The following is a 17,340-nucleotide window of genomic DNA, read 5'->3' as shown; positions in this document are numbered from 1 at the left end:
ACACATGCACCGGCCAGGGCTCCGGCATCTCGGCATCGAGCACCGGGACCAGCTGCCCGGTCTGCAGCCACGGGTGGCGTTCTACGACGCGAACCAGATCCCCGCGGATTCGATGGCGCGGCCGGTGGTCCATGCGCTCGAGCAACCGGCCAACGTGGACATCAACGAGGTGGTGCTGCGGCCCGTGTCGCAGGAGTTCTGAAAGGCGGGGGCCGGAGCGTGCGACCTGACCGAGAATCCCGCTTCCGACAGTCCAGCCCCCATCCCTCATGAAAATCCAGAAAGACACCGTCGTCACGCTGCGCTACAAGGTCGCCGATGCCGCCACGAACCGGTTGCTCGACGACAGCCGCGACCCCATGGTTTATCTCCACGGCGGCTACGGCAACACCTTTCCCAAGATCGAGGCCGCGTTGGAAGGCAAGGAAACGGGCTTCCAGGCCACGCTGCACCTGAAGCCCGAAGACGCCTTCGGCGAGCGCGACGAAGCGCTGATGCGCACCATCTCGAAGGCGGACTTCCCGCCCGGCGTCAAGGTCGGCGGCCAGCTCGAAGGCCGCGACGACCAGGGCCAGCCGCAGGTCTTCAACGTGGTGAAGATCAAGGGACCCGAGGTGATCCTCGACGGCAACCATCCGCTGGCCGGCAAGTCGCTCAAGTTCAGCCTGAGCGTGACCGGCGTTCGCATGGCCACGGCGGAGGAGATTGCGCATCGCCATGTGCATGGCGAGCACGGACACCATCACTGAGGTGCCGAGGCGGCGCTCCGCAAGGAACGGCCCGCCCTCGAGAGTCACTGAGTGCGGATGAGCTGCCAGCGCACGCAGCGCAGCCAGAGGTAGCGCACGGCGAGGATGGCAGCCATCACCGTGTCCCGTCGACGTGATCAGGCTGGACCAGCAGCCACGAAGGCTTCGTCCGATCCTCGGGCCAAAGCTTGAGCAGGTCGCTGATCCGCTTTTCATCCCGCGCGGGCGCCTCGGCATTCATGGGCATGTCCGTGGAGATTCCCGTCTCCCAGGCTTCCGCCTGGGTGGGCTCGGTGTGCGATGGCGGCACGAGGGTGGGATCGAAATCCGGAGGCGGGGTGGCGATGGGCATGATGCGTGACTCCTTGCTTTGCAAGGTAGTCCCGGGCTTCGCCTTCAGCCTGTAGGAAGGCACCCTGGCCGGGACGGGACGCTGTCCGGGTTCGTTGTCAGACCCACCAGCGCCCGGCCGCCAGTGCAATGGCCAGGGCGATCGGGCTGGTGGTCTCGGTGGCATACCAGGCCAGTTGCGGAACGTCGCCGCCACCGGGCACGTTGCCCGCCGCCATCACCGCGAAGGTGCAGATGCCCAGCGCGTAGTAGCCGAGCACCGCCAGGAAAGGCAGGGCGAAGCGCAGGAAGGGGCCGTCCGGCGCCTGGCGCCGCGCGCCGAGCGTCAGCGGCAAAGGCTGAGTCCGCATGCCGCAGGTCGGGTCGCCGGCTTCGCTGCGATGGCGGTCGTGGATCGAGCGGGGCGGTGTCGACTGCTGGGGGTCCATGTCTGGTGCGCTTCGGGTGGAATCGGCTTTGTCGTCACGCCGGTGTCTCGTGCCGGCGGCGGGCCCGGACTTCGAGGTCCGGCGCCGCATTGTGGATGCGTCCCGCGGCGGGCCATTGGCCGATCAGCGTCGGAAACGCCGTGCTGATCGTTGCATTCGCGGGACGACAGCGTTCCGAAGTTCCGCACTACGCCCCGGCCGCTGCGCCCCCATCTGCGAGGAAGCCCTCAACGCCCCACCGGTCGGAACAGAATGAGCCTCCCGAAGGAACGAACAGCATGAACAGCATCCACCCCATCGTCCGCATCGACGCCCTCGGCTTCCCCTGGAAGACCATCGACCCCTTCCTGTTCTGCGCCTACCACGACGACGCCTACCCGCGCGCCAATGCGCAGATGGGGCCCGACGCCTCCTTGGCCGGCCGCAACCTGGGCCAGGACTTCAGCCGCAAGGACGGCTGGAGCCTGTACCACGGCACCACGGTGCCCGGCTTCCCGGGCCATCCGCACCGCGGCTTCGAGACCGTGACCCTGGTGCGCAAGGGGCTGATCGACCATTCCGATTCGCTGGGCGCGACCGCGCGCTTCGGCGGCGGAGACGTGCAATGGCTCACCGCGGGCCGCGGCATCGTGCATGCCGAGATGTTCCCGCTGCTCGATCGCGACGCGCCCAATCCGCTCGAGCTGTTCCAGATCTGGATCAACCTGCCGGCGCGCAGCAAGATGGCGCAGCCGCACTTCAAGATGTTCTGGGTCGAGGACATCCCGCGCTTCACCGCGATGGACGGCGATGGCCGCTCGACCGAGGTCGCGAGCATTGCCGGACGCATCGCGCCGATCGACGGCGAGCCGGGCGCCGGCGGTCCGCTGGCCCCTCCGCCCGATTCCTGGGCCGCGCAGCCCGATGCGGACCTGGCCATCTGGACCCTGAAGATGGAACCCCATGCCTGCTGGACGCTGCCCGCCGCGAGCGGCGAAGACACGCGGCGCACCCTGTACTTCTTCAAGGGCCGCTCGGTCAGCGTGGCGGGGCAGGCGGTCGAACGGCACGCCGCGATCGAACTGCGCGCGGGCGCGCGGGTGGAACTCATCAATGGCGACGAGGAGAGCGAGTTCCTGCTGCTGCAAGGCCGCCCCATCGGCGAGCCGGTGGCGCAGTACGGCCCTTTCGTGATGAACACGCAGGCCGAGATCGCGCAGGCCATGGCCGACTACCGCAGCACGCAGTTCGGCGGCTGGCCCTGGGCCGACATCGCGCCGGTGCACGGGCGCAACCCGGCGCGCTTTGCGCGGCATGCAGACGGGCGCGAAGAGCGACCCGAAGAAGCCGCGGCCCGTGCGACGCCGCGCAGCTGAGCCGCGGGTCCATGCCGAAGCGCGCTTCTACCTGCGGCCCAAGCAGGTGCAGGTCTTGGGCTTCTGCCTGCGCTGCGATCCCCGCAACCTATGCGAGCGGGAGCGACCGCAGCGCCAGGGGTCCCGCCGCATGGCGCGCGAGGGCCGCGAGGTCGAGCTGCGCGCCGCACAGCGCGACGTGCCCGTCCGGCCGCAGCAGGTAGAACGAAGGCTGCGGAAGCTTCCCGCGCGCCAGTTCCGCGTCGTTGTCCGCATCCGAAGGGAAGGCGTGGACGCGTATCAGTTCGGCAGGCAGGAGCAGCGGCGCTGGCGGCACCGGCTGCCCGAACACGAGCAGATGGAAATGCAGGTCGTCGAGCTTGTCGTACAGATCCTCAACCGGTCCATCCACCTGAAAGCGCAGCTGCAGCCACGGAAAGCGGTCGCCCGCGCGCGGCGCGCCATCGGGCGGATCGTCCAGCGACATCGACAGCGCGCTCTCGCGGTAGTGGATGCCGATTTGCGAGACGACGCGAAAGGCCATGCGCTGGACGCGCGGCCGGCTCATCAGCAGGGCCCCGACGCGCGCGAGCACCTCGGTGCGCAGCAAGCCGGCCCACCAGCGGTCCGACACCACCAGCTTGAACGCGCGATCGGTGGTGTCCAGCAGCCGGCGCGCAACGGGCAGGCGCTCGGCTTCGTACGAATCGAGCAGTGAGGCATCGGCCTGCCCCTGCACCACCAGGCCCAGCTTCCACCCCAGGTTGTAGGCATCCTGCAGGCCCGTGTTCATGCCCTGCGCGCCGACCGGGCTGTGGATGTGCGCCGCATCGCCGAGCACGAAGGCGCGCCCCTCGCGAAAGCGCGACGCGCTGCGGTGATGGATGCGGTAGGTGGAAAACCAGCTGCAGGCATCGAAGCTCAGGCCGGCACCTGCCTCCTCGCGCAACGAGGGGATCACGTCCTCGAAGCGCACGTCGTCCCTGTCGTTCAATGCCGCCGGCAGGATGCCGACGATGCGCCAGTGGTCCTGGCCGCGCATCGGGAAGAGCAGATGGAAGCCATCCTTCCACAGGTAGACGTTGACCTCGTCGGCCACCATGCTGCCGGTGGCCTGCACGTCGGCCACGAAGAACACGTGCTCGTACGGCGCGCCGGGGAAGCCGATGCCGCAGCGCTCGCGCACGGCGCTGTGCGCGCCGTCGCAGCCGGCCACCCACGCGGCCTCGATCTCGCGCACGCTGCCGTCGGGCTGCTTGAGCGTGGCCACGACGCGCTCGGGCGTCTGCGTGAGGGTGAGCAGCTCGGTGTTCCATTGGACCGACTGGCCGAACGCATGCAGCTGCTCGCCCAGGATCTTCTCGTTGTCGTCCTGCCCCAGCACGAGGAGATAGGGATAGGGACTGAGGCGCGCGCCGGCGTCCGCCAGCGGCACGCGCGCCACCCGGCGGCCATCGGCCCAGAGGTTGGCGCCGTCGCCGCGCTTGCCGAGCGCCAGCGCGCGCTGCACCACGCCCAGTTTCGAATAGATCTCCAGCGTGCGCGCCTGCACGCCGAGGGCCCGGGTCTCGCGCGCGGGGCCGGGATGGCGGTCGATGATCGGCGCCCGCACGCCGCGGCGCGCCAGCTGGTTGGCCAGCATCAGGCCCGTGGGACCGGCGCCGACGATGAGCACATCGCAGTCCATGGTCTTTCCTTTCGTGGGTCAGGTCACCGCACTGCACTGCACTGCACTGCACTGCAGCGGACTCGGTCGCATGGATTCGTTGGACCCGGCGTCCATTGAGCGGCACCGGGTGCCCCGTGTCCACATCCGTCTGCGCGCCGCGTGAAAAAAGCCCAGATAGGGATGGGTAAACCCCAACCGGCGTCACTTGGCGCTGCACGTCCAATCCTTATCCACCATAACCAGTCACCCCGGGAAGAGGATTTCGTTCATGCAACGCAGGAGTTTTGTCGCGTCCACGGCCGCGTTCGCCGCTGGACTTATGCAGATGTCGTCCACCCAGGCCGCGGAGAACGGCGTGAGCGACGGCGAGATCGTCCTCGGCAGCTCGGCCGTGCTGAGCGGGCCGCTCGGCTCGCAGATCAAGGTGGTCCACAACGGCGCCGGGCTCGCCTTCGACGCCGTCAACGAGCAAGGCGGCGTCGGCGGCCGCAAGATCAAGCTGGTCGCGCTGGACGATGAGCTCAAGCCCGAGAAGGCGGTGGAGAACTACGGCAAGCTCTTGAACGACCATCGGGTGTTCGCCTTCTTCGGCTGCGTCGGCTCGGGCACCACCGCCGCCGCGGCCAAGCTGCTGCAGCAAAGCGGCGCGCCCAGCGTGGGCGGCTATGGCGTGGCCGATACGGCGCGCGAACGCGTCGCGGGCTCGGCTTATTTCGTGCGCGCCAGCAACGCGCGCGAAGCGCAGGCGCTGGTCGAGCACCTGACGACCGTCGGCGTCAACAAGATCGCCATCGCCCATCTCGACAACCCCGGCGGCGCGGAGGCGGTCAAGCTGATCGGCGCGGCCATGGCCACCCACAAGCTCACGCCCGCGGTCACGGTCGTGGTCAAGGCCGACGGCTCGAATGCCGCCGAGGCCGGCAAGACGCTGGCCGACAGCCAGTCCCAGGCGGTGCTGATGTACCTGGCAGGCACCGTGGCCGGCGAGCTGATCAAGGGCACCTACGCCGCCGGCAGCAAGCCGATGTTCTACGGCATGTCGATCGTGCCGGGCGAGGTCACGGCCAAGGTGGTGCAGCTGCAGTCGAGCGGCCTGGCCATCTCGCAGGTGATGCCCTATCCCTGGGGCGAGGTCGAGAGCGTGGCGCGCGAGTACCGCCGCCTGGCGGAGCGCGCGCAGGTGCCGGTGGGCTACGGCAGCTTCGAGGGCTACCTGAACGCGCTGGTGATGATCGAGGCGCTCAAGCGCACCGGCCGCGACCTGACGCGCGCGCGCCTGCATGCGGCGCTGCGCGCACTCAAGCTCCGGCTCGCCGGCATGGACATCGACTTCACGGCCGGCAACGGCACCGGCTCGCGCTTCATCGAGATGGTGCGGGTGACGCCGGAAGGGCGCTTCGTGCGCTGAGCCTCGCCGGCCGGCGGCATCTCGCTCCGGCAGATGCTGGCGCGACGCCGGCCAGGCGAGCCATTCGACGCAAGCCCGGCCGCTACCGCGCCAACTGCTTGCGCCGGGCGCCGCCCTGCCGCTCCAGCATCCAGCCCGGGTACTCCGCCGGCAGCGCGCTCACCTTGTCCAGCTGCGCCAGCTCCTCGCCGCTCAGCTTGACCGCCGTCGCCGCGATGTTGTCGTCGAGCTGCTCCACGCGCTTGGCGCCGACGATCACGCTGGTGACCACCGGCTGGTGCAGCAGCCAGGCCAGCGCGATCTGCGCGACCGAGACCTTCTTCGTTTCCGCGATGGCGCGCATGACATCGATGGTGTCCCAGGCGCGATCGAGCTGCACCGGCGGAAAGTCGAAGGTGGTGCGGCGGCTGCCCTGCTCGGCCTGGGTCGTGCGGCCGTACTTGCCGCTCAGCAGGCCGCCTGCCAGCGGACTCCAGACCATCAGGCCGACCTGTTCGCTCTGCAGCATCGGCACCAGCTCGCGTTCCAGGTCGCGCCCGGCGATGGTGTAGTAGGCCTGCAGCGATTCGAAGCGCGCGAGGCCCAGCCGCTCCGAAATGCCGAGCGCCTTCGCGATCTGCCAGGCCGCCCAGTTCGACACGCCCACGTAGCGCACCAGGCCCTGCTGCACCAGCGTGTCGAGCGCGCGCAGCGTCTCCTCGATCGGCGTGGCCGGGTCGAAGCCGTGGATCTGGTAGAGGTCGACGTGCTCCAGCTGCAGCCGCTTCAGGCTCGCATGCACGGAATGCAGGATGTGATGGCGCGAGGCGCCGCGCGCGTTGGGGCCCGGGCCCATCTCGCCCAGCACCTTGGTGGCGACGATCACGTTCTCGCGCGGGATCTTCAGGTTCCTGAGCGCCTGCCCGGTCATGATTTCCGAGCGGCCTTCGGCATACACGTTCGCGGTGTCGATGAAGTTGATGCCGGCATCGAGCGCTCGGCCGACCAGCGCATCGACATCGCGTTGCTGCAGGTTGCCGATCTGGCCCCAGATGCCGCTCTCGCCGCCGAAGGTCATGGTGCCGAGACACAGTTCCGAAACGAAGAGGCCGGTGCGGCCGAATTTGCTGAAACGCATGAAAGGGACTCCTTGCTGAGGGCTGCAAAGTATCCATCCGGAGGCGCTGGCGCTGCATGCCGGATCGTGGCGCAAGCTTGCCCGATCCTGCAAAGAACGCAGCGCCGGGCGCTCGGCGCCCCCGTCAGACTCGGCGCTTCCCCGAGACGACTTGGGCTCGAACGCCGCGTTCGGTCACGTGCCTGCCGCAGCCACCCGGGAGCGCGTCAACGTGCCTTCTAGAACCGCGCCTTGAGAAATGCCGAAGGCCCCTTGAGCTTCACCCGCAGCCGCGCCGTGCTGCTCAATGCATCGACATCACGCTTGAGTTCGATCTCGCTCACGCCGTAAGACAGCACCACGCCGACGTTCTTGACGGGAAACCACTCCACGCCGAGGGCGGCGTTGTAGATATGGCCGCGCAGGTTGCTTCCGCCCTTGCGCACCCCGGACACGTCGGCGAAGAGACGCAGGTCCGGACTGATGGCGTGGCGCACGCCGACTTCCAGCAGCGGTGCGAACGCATCATCGCTGTCGTGCTGGCTGAAGGTGGCGGTCGCCCCGTTGACGCCGGCGAGCGCGTTGCTGTCCAGGTTGACGCGGTAGTAGGCCAAGCCCGCACCGAGGCCCAGCACGGTGTTGCCCGAGCCGATCCACCACTTGTAGGCGAACTTGGCAAAGTCCAGCTTGAGGTCGAGGTTGACATTGCCCAGCGCCGTGACCGAGGTTGGGCCGATCGCGAAGTTGTTCGCGAAGCCCGTTCCATAGTCGCGGTTCAAACGGTAGTAGTCGAACGAGAAGCCCTGGCTGTCGCCGATCAGCACATCGGCCGTGATGCGCGGCATGGTCACGCTGCCGGTTCCGATGTCGCGCGTGTCGAAGCGGCCGTAGGGCGTGTTCAATCCGGCGTCGACGGTCGGGTCGGCATGGAAGGCACCGATCGCGAGGCTGAAGCGATCCAGCGCGGGGGACGGCTCGGCAACGGCCGAGGTCGACATGGCGAAGCCGCCCCCAGCCAACGCGGCGAGGACGCATGAACGCAAACACATCATGAAGAAGCAATCCGATGAGCGGCTCCTGCTCGGCGTGAAGCACCGATGTCGTGGCGGCCGCGAAGCTCCCCGGGGCGCGACCGCGAATGTAAGGCGGCGGCCGCAAAGGGAAATGCGTGGTTGTCGGTTTCTCCTGTAGGAATGTGCCTTGCAGCGACCACCCCTCGTGCATCGGCCCGTCATGTGCGTCGCTCCGCCGGGGGAAGCCCGGGCGCAGCGGATGCCCGTTCGACCTACTGCTCGGGCCTTTGCCAGAGCCAGATCGCCACGATGAGCATGACCAGCGGGACCGCGATCCTGGCCGCCAGCGGCACAGGCGCGAACTGCAGGATCAGCGCGCCGAGCGCCATGGAAACGCTGGCCGCCCACTTCGCGGATCGAGAGACGACCTGGCCGCGGCGCCATTCACGAATCGGCGGGCCGTAGCGCGGATGGCCGATCAGCCATTGCTCGAGCGCCGGCCATCCGCGTCCTGCGCACCACGCGGCCGCCAGCAGGAAGGGGACCGTCGGAAGAACAGGCAGTACGACGCCGAGGACGCCGAGCGCCAGGAACAGGATCGCGAGGACTCGCCAGAGCAAGGGCATCATCGGGTGCATTGCATCACGAGCCGGCCACGGGGGCAGCAAATCCCCGAGCTCAGGGCCCGGCGACGCGATGGAGCGCTTGTCTCAGCGCTCGAGCGCCTCGGCGGCCGCGAGGATCTCCGCCGCACTCGGGAAGTAGCACAGGCTGCTCGGCCCGTCGCGCGCCTCGATGTTCGCCCAGGCGATGGCGCCCGACCCGTCGACCAGGAAGTGCCCGACGAGTTGCGTGGCATGGCTCGCCATGATCGCGTTGTCGGTTTCGGTGAGCTCGAAGCCGTCCTTCGCATTCAGCAGGGCATTGGCCGCCATCGGCTGGGTGGGCCCGGGCAGCTCGCCGGTGGGGTCGATGCGTGCCGCCTCGAAGTCCGCCATGCGCGTGCTGACAGGCCATGCGCTCGGTTCGCTGCTGTCATCGGGCAGGAATGCGACGCTGGGCACACCGAAGGCCCGATGCGTGCCGCATTCCGGGTCCGCCAGCAGCAACAGCGGCACGGGCCGGTAGCGGAAGTAGAGGCGGGCGCGCTCCACGGGCGTGTTGATCACTGCCACGGTCTGGATGCCTGCACCCCGCAGGGCCGGCTGGATCTCCGCCAGCTGCGTCACCTGTCGCCGGCAGAAGGGACAGTGCAGGCCGCGGAACAGGCCGATCAGGAAAGGTTTTCCGCGCAGGTCGGCCAACGAGACGCTGCCTTCGCGGTTGGCCGCGGGGAGCGTGAAGGCGGGGGCCGGGTCTCCCGGTTGCAGCGGATCTCCCACGGGTCACCTCCCTTCGTCAGGTTGTTCGCTCAGGCGGGCGGGCGTTCGACCGTATCACTTGTCGCAGCCGGGCACAACACAACGCCGTCTTGCGTCCTACACCTTCACGCGCAGACGACTGGCACCGGCTGCGCTGGCGCGCCGCATCGTGGGGTTCGGAAAGGAACATCCCATGAACGCCTTCACGCTCCGCACCCTCTGCACCGCGGCAGCGCTTGCCGCCAGCGGCATCGCCTTCGTCGGCTGCACCACCACACGACCGGACGACCGCGCAAGCAGCACGTCCTCGCGCACGTCCATCGACGCGCAGGTCGACGCCACCTTGTCCAAGCTCTATGACACCGTACCGGATGCGCGCGAGATGGTCGGCAAGTCCAGGGGCGTGCTGGTGTTCCCCTCGGTGGTGGGCGGCAGCCTGGGCATCGGCGCCGAATATGGCCGCGGCGCGCTGCGCGTGAACGGCCGCACCGTGGCCTACTACAGCACGACGGCCGGCTCGATCGGATTTCAGGCCGGCGCGCATTCGAGGGCAGTGATCTATCTGTTCACCACCCAGGAGGCGCTGGACACCTTCCGCAAGAGCAAGGGCTGGACCGCCGGAGCCGATGCCTCGGTCGCCGCTGCGACCATGGGCGCCAACGGCAGGATCGACACCAACACGATGCGCCAGCCGGTCATCGGCTTCGTCCTGACCAACCTCGGCCTGGAGGCCGGCGTTTCGCTGCAGGGCGCGAAGATCACCGAGGTTCGGGTTTAGTGATTCCGGTGCGCGGTGTCCACCGGCGCGGCCGCGTCGACACCGCCACGTCGTGTTCCACCCACTTCATGGCGGCGGCATGCAGCCCCGCGATGAGCCTGGGCGCCCGCTCCACCAGGCCGGACCTCGACAGCACGCAGAGCAGCTTGCTGCCATGATGAATCTCCGCCCGGACATGGATCTTGCCGCCTTCCGTCCAATGAGCGATGGTCACGCGGCGGCCCCGGTGCAAGAAGGATTTCTGCTCTACGGCGTCCATGCGACGAGGCTCGCGCACGCCTGCCGGTGGGCAAGCCCCGAACGTCGTGCGCCGCTGTAGGCAGGAATGGATGTGGGATGTAGAGAGGCGCCCTCACGGGCGTGCCGGATCGGGGTAGAACGCGCGCAAGGCCGCAGGCGCGACGAAGCGCGTCCATGCGCCATCGGGCTGCGAGAGCCGGTCTGCCACGGCATAGAACACGGCCGGGTGAACGCCCAGGCCGAGGTGGCTCGCTTCCACCTCGATGTTCTCGGAGGAGGGCGTCTCCGTCTCGAAGCTGCTGCGCCAGGACACGATCCCGTCGGAGCGGCTGAAGATCGACGTGGCGGGCACCTGCGGCGTCGGTCTCACCCAGCGCTGGCGCCTGGGATCATCGGCAGGCATGCCGCTCAGCAGTTCATAGACCTTCGCAGCGCGGGTGGCCTTCGGGCTGCCGTGCAAGGGGCTGCCCAGCGTGACGACGCCACGCACGGTGTCGGGTGATCTGGCCGCGAGCATTCGCGCGAACACGCCGCCGAGACTCCAGCCCACCAGGCTCACCTTGCCCGAGCGCTCGTGCAGTCGGCGCAGCAGGTCCAGCAGCCCCTTCTCGACGCCCGGAAGCGGCCCGCAGTTGGTGCCGTGGCCCCAGCCATGGACCGCGTAGCCGCGGGTCTGCAGGAAGCTGCGGAGCAGCTCGGTCGATCCGTCGCTCGCGCCCAGCCCGGGCAGCACCACGACAGCGTGGCCATCGCCGCGCGGCGCGCACTGGAGGAGCGGCCAGAGCGCGAGTGTCGCGGTGGCTTCCCAGAGTGCCCGACCCTCGGCCAGCAACAGGAACTTGGAGGGTGGGCGGGCAATGGCGGTAGTCGGCATGGTGGGTCTCCCGGATTCAAAACATCCACGGTAGGCGAAGGGTTGCGCACTCCGCTGGGACAGGAGGCAGGCCATGCGTAGGCGGACGGGCCATTTTGAGGAAGGGCATGTCTTTTCACATGCGGTGCGCCTGCGACGGCGACGAGAGTCTTGATCGTCCTACTCGCGAGGCGCACGTGAGGGCTGTTTGATGTGAGTCACCATGCGCCCCATCGTTCAAGCGGCACTGAGGAGTTTGCAAGGCCTGGCCCATGCCAGGGCGGTCGCACAGAGCCGGCGGGTGGCGTGGCTGTCGCGCGCCCACGAGCGGGCGACCCGCTTGGACGAGCGCCCGGGCCGCGAGATTGCATGGGAGAACCACATCGTGGTGCTGGCGCTCGCCATGACCCCGAGGGACCTGGCCGATCTCAAGATCAAGCGCGCGATCTACCTGCGCATGCTGCTCGACAGTGCGCCGGCGCGCCTGCAGCCCTGGGTCGACCAGGACGAGCTGGAAGACATGCCGAAGTCGCGGCTGTTCGAATGGGTCGCGTATGACCTCGAATCCATGGAGCTGGAAGAGATCGAGGCAATGATGACGGCGGGGGAGGCGGCGCAGTATGTCAGGGAGGTGCGGGAGTTCAAGGGATTCGAATAGGGCGGTGTTCGCGCCTCCTCATTCGTCGGTCGCGCCGCCATCCTTGCGAATGGATTCGCGATCGCGGTGCCTCTCCTGGCGCCCGAGGGCGCTGTCGAGCGCGCGCTTGAGCTTGTCGGCCGCGCCGCGGAAAGCCTCGTCGAGGTTGGGCGCGTGCTGCGTCACGGTCAGCGGATTGCGGCCTGCGACGCGCGCTTCCATGGCGCAGCGCTTGTCGTTGCCGCCGCCCTTGTCGTGGTTCTCGTCGCTCAGGTGGACCTCGACCCGTGTCACATCGGCGGAGAAGCGGTCCAGCGCCTTCCTGATCGCCTCGCTCGCCCAGCGCTCGAGGGCATCCTTGTTCTCCACGCCGTTGCTGGCGTTCACTTGAATCTGCATGTCAGGTACCTTTGCTTCCGTTGATCTGAGGCCCGCCCAGTTTTGCGCCTGATGAAACTCGCAGCGTAAGCATTTGGAGCATGCGGGGGAAGGAGATTCAGGCCGAAGCGAACATCATCCCGGCCCCTCGCGCCGCAAGCTGTTGCTCAAGGCGGTCTTCCGCAGGATCACCGCAAAGGACTGCACCGCCGCCGGCTTGCTCTCCCCCAGCCGCCAGAGGATTCCCGGCGTGCGCACCGGCGTCGGGCTCTCCAGCGGGATCACCTTCAGCCCCGCCATCGCCTCCGGCACGGCGTTGATGGCCACGATCGAGCCGATCATCGTGCGCGCCACCAGCGCCAGCATCGGCGCCACGGTCGACATCTCCGCCACCACCGTGGGCTCGGCGCCGCAGGCGTGGAAGCACTCGTCGAGCATGGTGCGGGTGGAGAAGCTCGAGGACACCAGCACCAGGTCCTGCCGGTGCAGCTCCACCATGCGGATGCGCTTGCGGCCGGCCAGCGGATGGCCAGTGGAAACAACCAGCACCATCTCCTCGTTGTAGAGCGGCTCGAACCAAAGGCCCGTCGGGTCTTGCGGACGGTAGGAGATGCCGAGGTCCAGTTCGCCGGCCGCGAGGCGCGCGGCGATGACCTCGGCCGCCAGCTCCTCGACGCTGATGCGCACCGTGGGGTGCCGTGCGAGGAACTGCGCCACGCACTCGGGGATGAGGCCGATGTTGAAGGTGTGGGTGGCGCCGATGCGCACCCTGCCCGTGAGGTTGCCGGCGCCGGGCTTGAGCAGCGCCACGCCCTGGTCGACCTCCTTCAGCGCGCGAGAGGCAAAGCTGCGCAGCAGCTCGCCGGCCTCGGTGGTCACCACCTTCTTGCCGATGCGCTCGAAGAGCGGCTGGCCCAGCTCGTCCTCCAGCTGCTTGATCTGGTGCGACAGGGTCGACTGCGTCACGTGCACGCGCTCGGCGGCGCGCGTGAAGCTCAGGCAATCGGCCAGTGCGACGAAGTAACGCAGATGCCTCATCTCCATGGAAACCCCTGCGGATGATCGATGCCATCGATCATATCCATGGAAATTCATCATTTGTCGGCGCGATGCCCGCGGCCTATCGTCCAGGCAACACAGGAGACAAGGCCATGGCCGACTACAACCAGGACAGCATCACGCAGGACGTGCTCGACGCCTTCGGCAAGACGCCGGACCCGCGCCTGCGCCAGCTCATGACCACGCTGGTGAAGCACCTGCACGCCTACGCGCGCGAGGTGGATCTGAAGCCCGACGAATGGCTCGCGGCGATGAAGTTTCTCGAGGCGACGGGGCACATGTCGACCGACAAGCGGCCGGAATTCATCCTGCTGTCCGACACGCTGGGCCTGTCGATGATGGTCGTCGCGCTGGCGCAGGCGCGCGCCGGCGGTGCGGCCAAGGGCGCGACCGAGGCGACGGAGGCCACGGTCGAGGGCCCGTTCTACTGGGCCGGTGCGCCCGACATGCCGCTGGGGGCCGACATCCGCGGGAGCGCGCGCGGCGAGCCGACTTTCTACATGGGCCGCGTCACCGATGTGCATGGCAAGCCGCTCGAAGGCGCGCTGCTCGACGTGTGGTCGGGCGACGGCGAGGGCAAGTACGACGTGCAGCTCAGCAGCGAGCCGACGATGGCGGCGCGCGGGCGCTTTCGCACCGATGCGCAAGGGCGCTACTGGTTCTGGTCGATCCTGCCTGCCTATTACCCGATCCCCGACGACGGGCCGGTGGGGCAGATGATGCATGCCACCGAGCGCAGCATCTACCGGCCGGGCCACATCCACCTGCAGGTCTCGGCCCCGGGCCACGTGACGCTGACCACGCAGGTCTTCGTGGCCGGCAGCCCGTACATCGACCAGGACGCGGTCTTCGGCAAGCGCGACAGCCTGGTGGTCGACTTCGAGAAGCACGCGCCGGGCAAGTCGGTGGACGGGCGCCAGATGCGGGAGCCGTATTACTCGGCGAGCTTCGACGTGCGGCTCGCACCGGCCGCCTGACGCCGCTTTCCTCTTTTTCTTTTTTTACAAGGACCCTCATGAAGATCGGCAAGGCCACCGTGCCGCACACGGCCATCTGCACCTCGGACGAACACACCATCGTGATCCGCGGGCGCGACCTCTCGAAAGAGCTGATCGGCAAGATCTCCTTCGTCGACCATTTCTTCCTGCTCTTGACGGGGCAGATGCCGACGCCGGGGCAGGCCGCGGTGCTGAACGCGACGCTGGTGGCGATCGCGGAGCACGGCCTGGTGCCCAGCGTCCAGGCGGCGCGCATGACCTTCGCCGCGGCGCCCGATGCTATGCAGGGCGCGGTGGCGGCGGGCATCCTGGGCTGCGGCTCGGTGGTGCTGGGCTCGTCGGAGACGGCGGGGCGCATGTATGCCGAGATCGACGCGAAGGTGCAGGCCGGCACGGCGCTCGACGAGGCCGCGCTCGCGGTGATGAAGGCCTGGCGCGCGCAGGGCCGGTCCATCCCCGGCTACGGCCATCCGCTGCACAAGGAGCGCGACGAGCGCGTGGGTGCGCTGTTCGATGCAGCGAAGGCGGCCGGCACCGACCTGCGCTTCGTGCGCATCGCGGAAGCCGCCGAGCGGCTCCTGCCCGAGCTGCTGGGCAAGCCGCTCAAGCTCAACGTGTCGGGCGCGATCCCCTCGGTGCTGCTGGGCGCGGGCTTCCCGGTCGAAGGGCTCAAGGGCGTGCCGATGCTGGCGCGCACCGCGGGGTTGATCGCGCACATGGTGGAGGAGATCGGCCAGCCGATCGGCTTCGCGCTCTCCTACCAGGCGACGCGCGAGATGGAATACCAGGGCGATGTGCCCGCGGGCTTCGGGAAGCACGAATGATCCCTGTGCTGCAGGGCCTCAAGGTCATCGAGCAGGGCACCTTCATCACGGGGCCGGCCGCCGGCATGCTGCTGGGCGACCTGGGGGCCGACGTCATCAAGGTGGAGCAGCCGGGCACGGGCGACCCGTTCCGCGCCTTCAAGAACGGGCTGTACAGCCCGCACTACCAGACCTACAACCGCAACAAGCGCAGCATCACGCTGGACACCAAGAGCAGCGCCGACCGCGAGGTGCTGGACGCGCTCATCGCCGATGCCGACGTGTACATCCAGAACTTCCGCCCCGGCGTGGCCGAGAAGCTGGGCGTCGGCGCCGAGCGGCTGCAGGCGCTGAACCCGAAGCTCGTCTATGTCGCCATCAGCGGCTTCGGCGCGACCGGGCCCGCCGCCAACCGGCCGGCCTACGACACGGTCGCGCAGGCGGCCAGCGGCTTTCTCAACCTGCTGGTGAACCCCGAGAACCCGCGCGTGGTCGGGCCGGCCATCGCCGATTCGCTGACCGGCTTCTACGCCGCCTACGGCGTGCTGGGCGCCCTGTACGAGCGCAGCCGCACGGGCGTGGGCCGCAAGGTCGAGGTCTCGATGCTGGAAGCGATGGCGCATTTCAACCTCGATGCCTTCACGCACTTCTTCCAGGTCGACGAGGTGATGGGCCCCTACAGCCGCCCGAGCGTATCGCAGTCGTACGTCCTGCGCTGCGCCGACGACAAGTGGATCGCGCTGCACATGTCCTCGCCGGAGAAGTTCTGGCGCGGCCTGGCCGCCGCCATCGAGCAGCCCGCCATCTTCGAGGACCCGCGCTTCGCCACGCGCGACGCGCGCATCGAGAACCAGGAAGCGCTGATCGCGCTGCTCGGCGCGCGCTTCGCCACCCGAACGCGCGACGAATGGTGCCGCCGCCTGGAGCGCGAGGACGTGCCCAACGCGCCGATGTACGACACCAGCGAGGCCCTGGAAGACCCGCAGGCCAAGCACCTGCAGCTGATGACCTCGGCCGAGCATCCGGTGATGGGGCTGTTCCGCACGGTGCGCTCGCCGGTGAGCTTCGACGGCGAGCGTGCACTGCAGGTGCGGCCGCCGCCGATGCTGGGCGAGCACAGCGACGAGATACGCGCCGCGCTGAAGCGCAAGTAGGCCGATCGAGAACAACGGAGACCAGCGAATGACTTTCAGGACAACGATGCGCACCCTGCTCGCCGCCGGCGTGCTGCTCGCGGGCGCGGTGGCGCAGGCGCAAGACAAGGGGGGTCCGATCAAGTTGGTCGTGCCCTTCGGTGCCGGCACCACCACCGACACGGTGGCGCGCGTGGTGGGCGAGGCGCTGGGCAAGGCGCTGCAGCAGCCGGTGATCGTCGACAACCGCGCCGGGGCGGGCGGCTCGACCGGCAGCGACATGGTCGCGAAGTCGGCCCCCGACGGCCGCACGCTGGTGATGGGCACGGTGGGCACGCATGCGATCAACGCCGCGCTCTTCAGCAAGCTGCCCTACGACCCGCTGCGCGACTTCGCGCCGGTGGCCTTCATCGGCTACACGCCGACGCTGCTGGTGGTGGCGGCGGACTCGCCGATCAGGTCGCTCAAGGACCTGGCGCAGGCCGCCGCCAAACCGCAGGGCGTGACCTTCGCCTCGGCCGGCAACGGCACCTCGGGCCACCTCGCGGGCGAGCTGCTGGCGCAGCGCCTGGGCGGCAAGATGATCCACGTGCCTTTCAAGGAAGGCGCGATGGCGCTGACCGGCGTGATCGCCTCGCAGGTGGACTTCATGTTCTATCACCCGGCCGCGGTGATGCCGCAGGTCAGGGCCGGCAAGCTGCGCGCGCTCGGCGCGAGCGGCGCGGTGCGCAGCGCCGCGGCCAGCGACGTGCCCACGCTGATGGAGCAGGGCATTGCCGACTTCGACCTGGTCGCGTGGTTCATGCTGTATGCGCCTGCCGCCACGCCGGCCGCCACGCTGACGCCATTGCGCGCGGCCGCCGCCACCGCACTCGCGCAGCCCGAGGTGGTGGCGAAGCTGCGCGAGCAGGGCATCGAGTCGCGCACCATGCGCACCGAGGAGATGCAGCCCTTCAACAAGACCGAGCTCGGCAAATGGGCCGGACTGGTGAAGCGCTCGGGGGCGCAAGTGGATTGATCGATCGCTTTTCGCTTCGCAACAAAACCATAGG

Annotated in this window: 20 protein-coding genes and 1 pseudogene; 10 read left to right on the top strand and 11 right to left on the bottom strand. The window is 68.6% G+C overall.

The features are described from left to right. Positions 1 to 76 precede the first annotated feature (76 nt). Positions 77 to 202, top strand: a pseudogene (locus tag J2739_RS02150) (oxidoreductase); the annotation flags it as partial. Positions 203 to 269: 67 nt separating this feature from the next. Beyond that, the gene (locus J2739_RS02145) at positions 270 to 749 is read left to right on the top strand and encodes an FKBP-type peptidyl-prolyl cis-trans isomerase (RefSeq protein WP_309898057.1); all 480 of its coding nucleotides are present in this window, start codon (positions 270 to 272) and stop codon (positions 747 to 749) included. Between the two features lie 115 nt (positions 750 to 864). Here the strand turns inward: J2739_RS02145 and J2739_RS02140 are convergent, their stop codons facing one another. After that, entirely contained in the window at positions 865 to 1,101 is a 237-nt protein-coding gene (locus J2739_RS02140) for a hypothetical protein (RefSeq protein WP_309898056.1), read from the bottom strand. A gap of 97 nt (positions 1,102 to 1,198) precedes the next feature. After that, entirely contained in the window at positions 1,199 to 1,528 is a 330-nt protein-coding gene (locus J2739_RS02135) for a hypothetical protein (RefSeq protein WP_309898055.1), read from the bottom strand. Positions 1,529 to 1,806: 278 nt separating this feature from the next. Here J2739_RS02135 and J2739_RS02130 point away from each other — a divergent pair, with 278 nt between their 5' ends. Continuing rightward, entirely contained in the window at positions 1,807 to 2,883 is a 1,077-nt protein-coding gene (locus J2739_RS02130) for a pirin family protein (RefSeq protein ID WP_309898054.1), read from the top strand. An 88-nt stretch (positions 2,884 to 2,971) separates the two neighbouring features. On the opposite strand, the gene J2739_RS02125 is transcribed toward J2739_RS02130, so the two are convergent. Further along, positions 2,972 to 4,549 (bottom strand): FAD-dependent monooxygenase, encoded by a 1,578-nt coding sequence (locus J2739_RS02125; protein ID WP_309898053.1) that lies wholly within the window; start codon positions 4,547 to 4,549, stop codon positions 2,972 to 2,974. A gap of 307 nt (positions 4,550 to 4,856) precedes the next feature. Between J2739_RS02125 and J2739_RS02120 the strand changes: the two genes are divergently transcribed. Beyond that, positions 4,857 to 5,939 (top strand): ABC transporter substrate-binding protein, encoded by a 1,083-nt coding sequence (locus J2739_RS02120; RefSeq protein ID WP_309898052.1) that lies wholly within the window; start codon positions 4,857 to 4,859, stop codon positions 5,937 to 5,939. 82 nt (positions 5,940 to 6,021) lie between these two features. Here J2739_RS02120 and J2739_RS02115 read toward each other — a convergent pair whose 3' ends face one another. From J2739_RS02115 to J2739_RS02100, 4 genes are all read right to left on the bottom strand, one after another. Further along, positions 6,022 to 7,056 (bottom strand): aldo/keto reductase, encoded by a 1,035-nt coding sequence (locus tag J2739_RS02115; protein ID WP_309898051.1) that lies wholly within the window; start codon positions 7,054 to 7,056, stop codon positions 6,022 to 6,024. A gap of 218 nt (positions 7,057 to 7,274) precedes the next feature. Continuing rightward, positions 7,275 to 8,033 carry a hypothetical protein gene (locus tag J2739_RS02110; RefSeq protein ID WP_309898050.1) on the bottom strand — a complete coding sequence of 253 codons (759 nt, stop codon included), beginning with the start codon at positions 8,031 to 8,033 and terminating at the stop codon, positions 7,275 to 7,277. A gap of 287 nt (positions 8,034 to 8,320) precedes the next feature. Beyond that, positions 8,321 to 8,677, bottom strand: coding sequence for a YbaN family protein (locus J2739_RS02105; RefSeq protein ID WP_309898049.1), 357 nt, complete (start codon positions 8,675 to 8,677; stop codon positions 8,321 to 8,323). An 81-nt stretch (positions 8,678 to 8,758) separates the two neighbouring features. Next, complete coding sequence (locus J2739_RS02100; RefSeq protein ID WP_309898048.1) at positions 8,759 to 9,430, bottom strand: redoxin domain-containing protein; 672 nt, start codon at positions 9,428 to 9,430, stop codon at positions 8,759 to 8,761. A 172-nt stretch (positions 9,431 to 9,602) separates the two neighbouring features. Between J2739_RS02100 and J2739_RS02095 the strand changes: the two genes are divergently transcribed. Next, the gene (locus tag J2739_RS02095) at positions 9,603 to 10,187 is read left to right on the top strand and encodes a BPSL1445 family SYLF domain-containing lipoprotein (RefSeq protein ID WP_309898047.1); all 585 of its coding nucleotides are present in this window, start codon (positions 9,603 to 9,605) and stop codon (positions 10,185 to 10,187) included. Here J2739_RS02095 and J2739_RS02090 read toward each other — a convergent pair. Next, positions 10,168 to 10,446 carry a hypothetical protein gene (locus tag J2739_RS02090; protein ID WP_309898046.1) on the bottom strand — a complete coding sequence of 93 codons (279 nt, stop codon included), beginning with the start codon at positions 10,444 to 10,446 and terminating at the stop codon, positions 10,168 to 10,170. The two genes, J2739_RS02095 and J2739_RS02090, sit on opposite strands and share 20 nt — an antisense overlap. Positions 10,447 to 10,539: 93 nt before the next feature. Continuing rightward, positions 10,540 to 11,301 (bottom strand): esterase/lipase family protein, encoded by a 762-nt coding sequence (locus J2739_RS02085; RefSeq protein WP_309898045.1) that lies wholly within the window; start codon positions 11,299 to 11,301, stop codon positions 10,540 to 10,542. Positions 11,302 to 11,503: 202 nt separating this feature from the next. On the opposite strand from J2739_RS02085, the gene J2739_RS02080 reads away from it, so the two are divergent. Next, positions 11,504 to 11,938 (top strand): hypothetical protein, encoded by a 435-nt coding sequence (locus J2739_RS02080; protein WP_309898044.1) that lies wholly within the window; start codon positions 11,504 to 11,506, stop codon positions 11,936 to 11,938. A gap of 18 nt (positions 11,939 to 11,956) precedes the next feature. Here the strand turns inward: J2739_RS02080 and J2739_RS02075 are convergent, their stop codons facing one another. Both J2739_RS02075 and J2739_RS02070 read right to left on the bottom strand, forming a co-directional pair. After that, positions 11,957 to 12,316 (bottom strand): HPF/RaiA family ribosome-associated protein, encoded by a 360-nt coding sequence (locus J2739_RS02075; protein ID WP_309898043.1) that lies wholly within the window; start codon positions 12,314 to 12,316, stop codon positions 11,957 to 11,959. Between the two features lie 114 nt (positions 12,317 to 12,430). Then, entirely contained in the window at positions 12,431 to 13,339 is a 909-nt protein-coding gene (locus tag J2739_RS02070) for a LysR substrate-binding domain-containing protein (RefSeq protein WP_309898042.1), read from the bottom strand. A 107-nt stretch (positions 13,340 to 13,446) separates the two neighbouring features. On the opposite strand from J2739_RS02070, the gene J2739_RS02065 reads away from it, so the two are divergent. Genes J2739_RS02065 through J2739_RS02050 form a run of 4 tightly spaced genes read left to right on the top strand, consistent with a single transcriptional unit; the run spans position 13,447 to position 17,306 of the window. Continuing rightward, on the top strand, positions 13,447 to 14,331 hold the full coding sequence (locus J2739_RS02065; protein ID WP_309898041.1) for a dioxygenase family protein: 885 nt from the start codon (positions 13,447 to 13,449) through the stop codon (positions 14,329 to 14,331). A 38-nt stretch (positions 14,332 to 14,369) separates the two neighbouring features. Continuing rightward, positions 14,370 to 15,176 carry a citryl-CoA lyase gene (locus J2739_RS02060; RefSeq protein ID WP_309898040.1) on the top strand — a complete coding sequence of 269 codons (807 nt, stop codon included), beginning with the start codon at positions 14,370 to 14,372 and terminating at the stop codon, positions 15,174 to 15,176. Further along, positions 15,173 to 16,309, top strand: coding sequence for a CaiB/BaiF CoA transferase family protein (locus J2739_RS02055; protein ID WP_309898039.1), 1,137 nt, complete (start codon positions 15,173 to 15,175; stop codon positions 16,307 to 16,309). Before J2739_RS02060 ends, J2739_RS02055 begins: the two co-directional genes overlap by 4 nt. Positions 16,310 to 16,337: 28 nt before the next feature. Continuing rightward, positions 16,338 to 17,306 carry a Bug family tripartite tricarboxylate transporter substrate binding protein gene (locus tag J2739_RS02050; protein ID WP_309898038.1) on the top strand — a complete coding sequence of 323 codons (969 nt, stop codon included), beginning with the start codon at positions 16,338 to 16,340 and terminating at the stop codon, positions 17,304 to 17,306. Positions 17,307 to 17,340 lie beyond the last annotated feature (34 nt).

This window comes from Variovorax soli, from assembly GCF_031454625.1.
Classification (GTDB): Bacteria; Pseudomonadota; Gammaproteobacteria; order Burkholderiales; family Burkholderiaceae_C; genus Variovorax; species Variovorax soli_A.
This window is presented reverse-complemented; position numbering and strand designations above follow the sequence as displayed.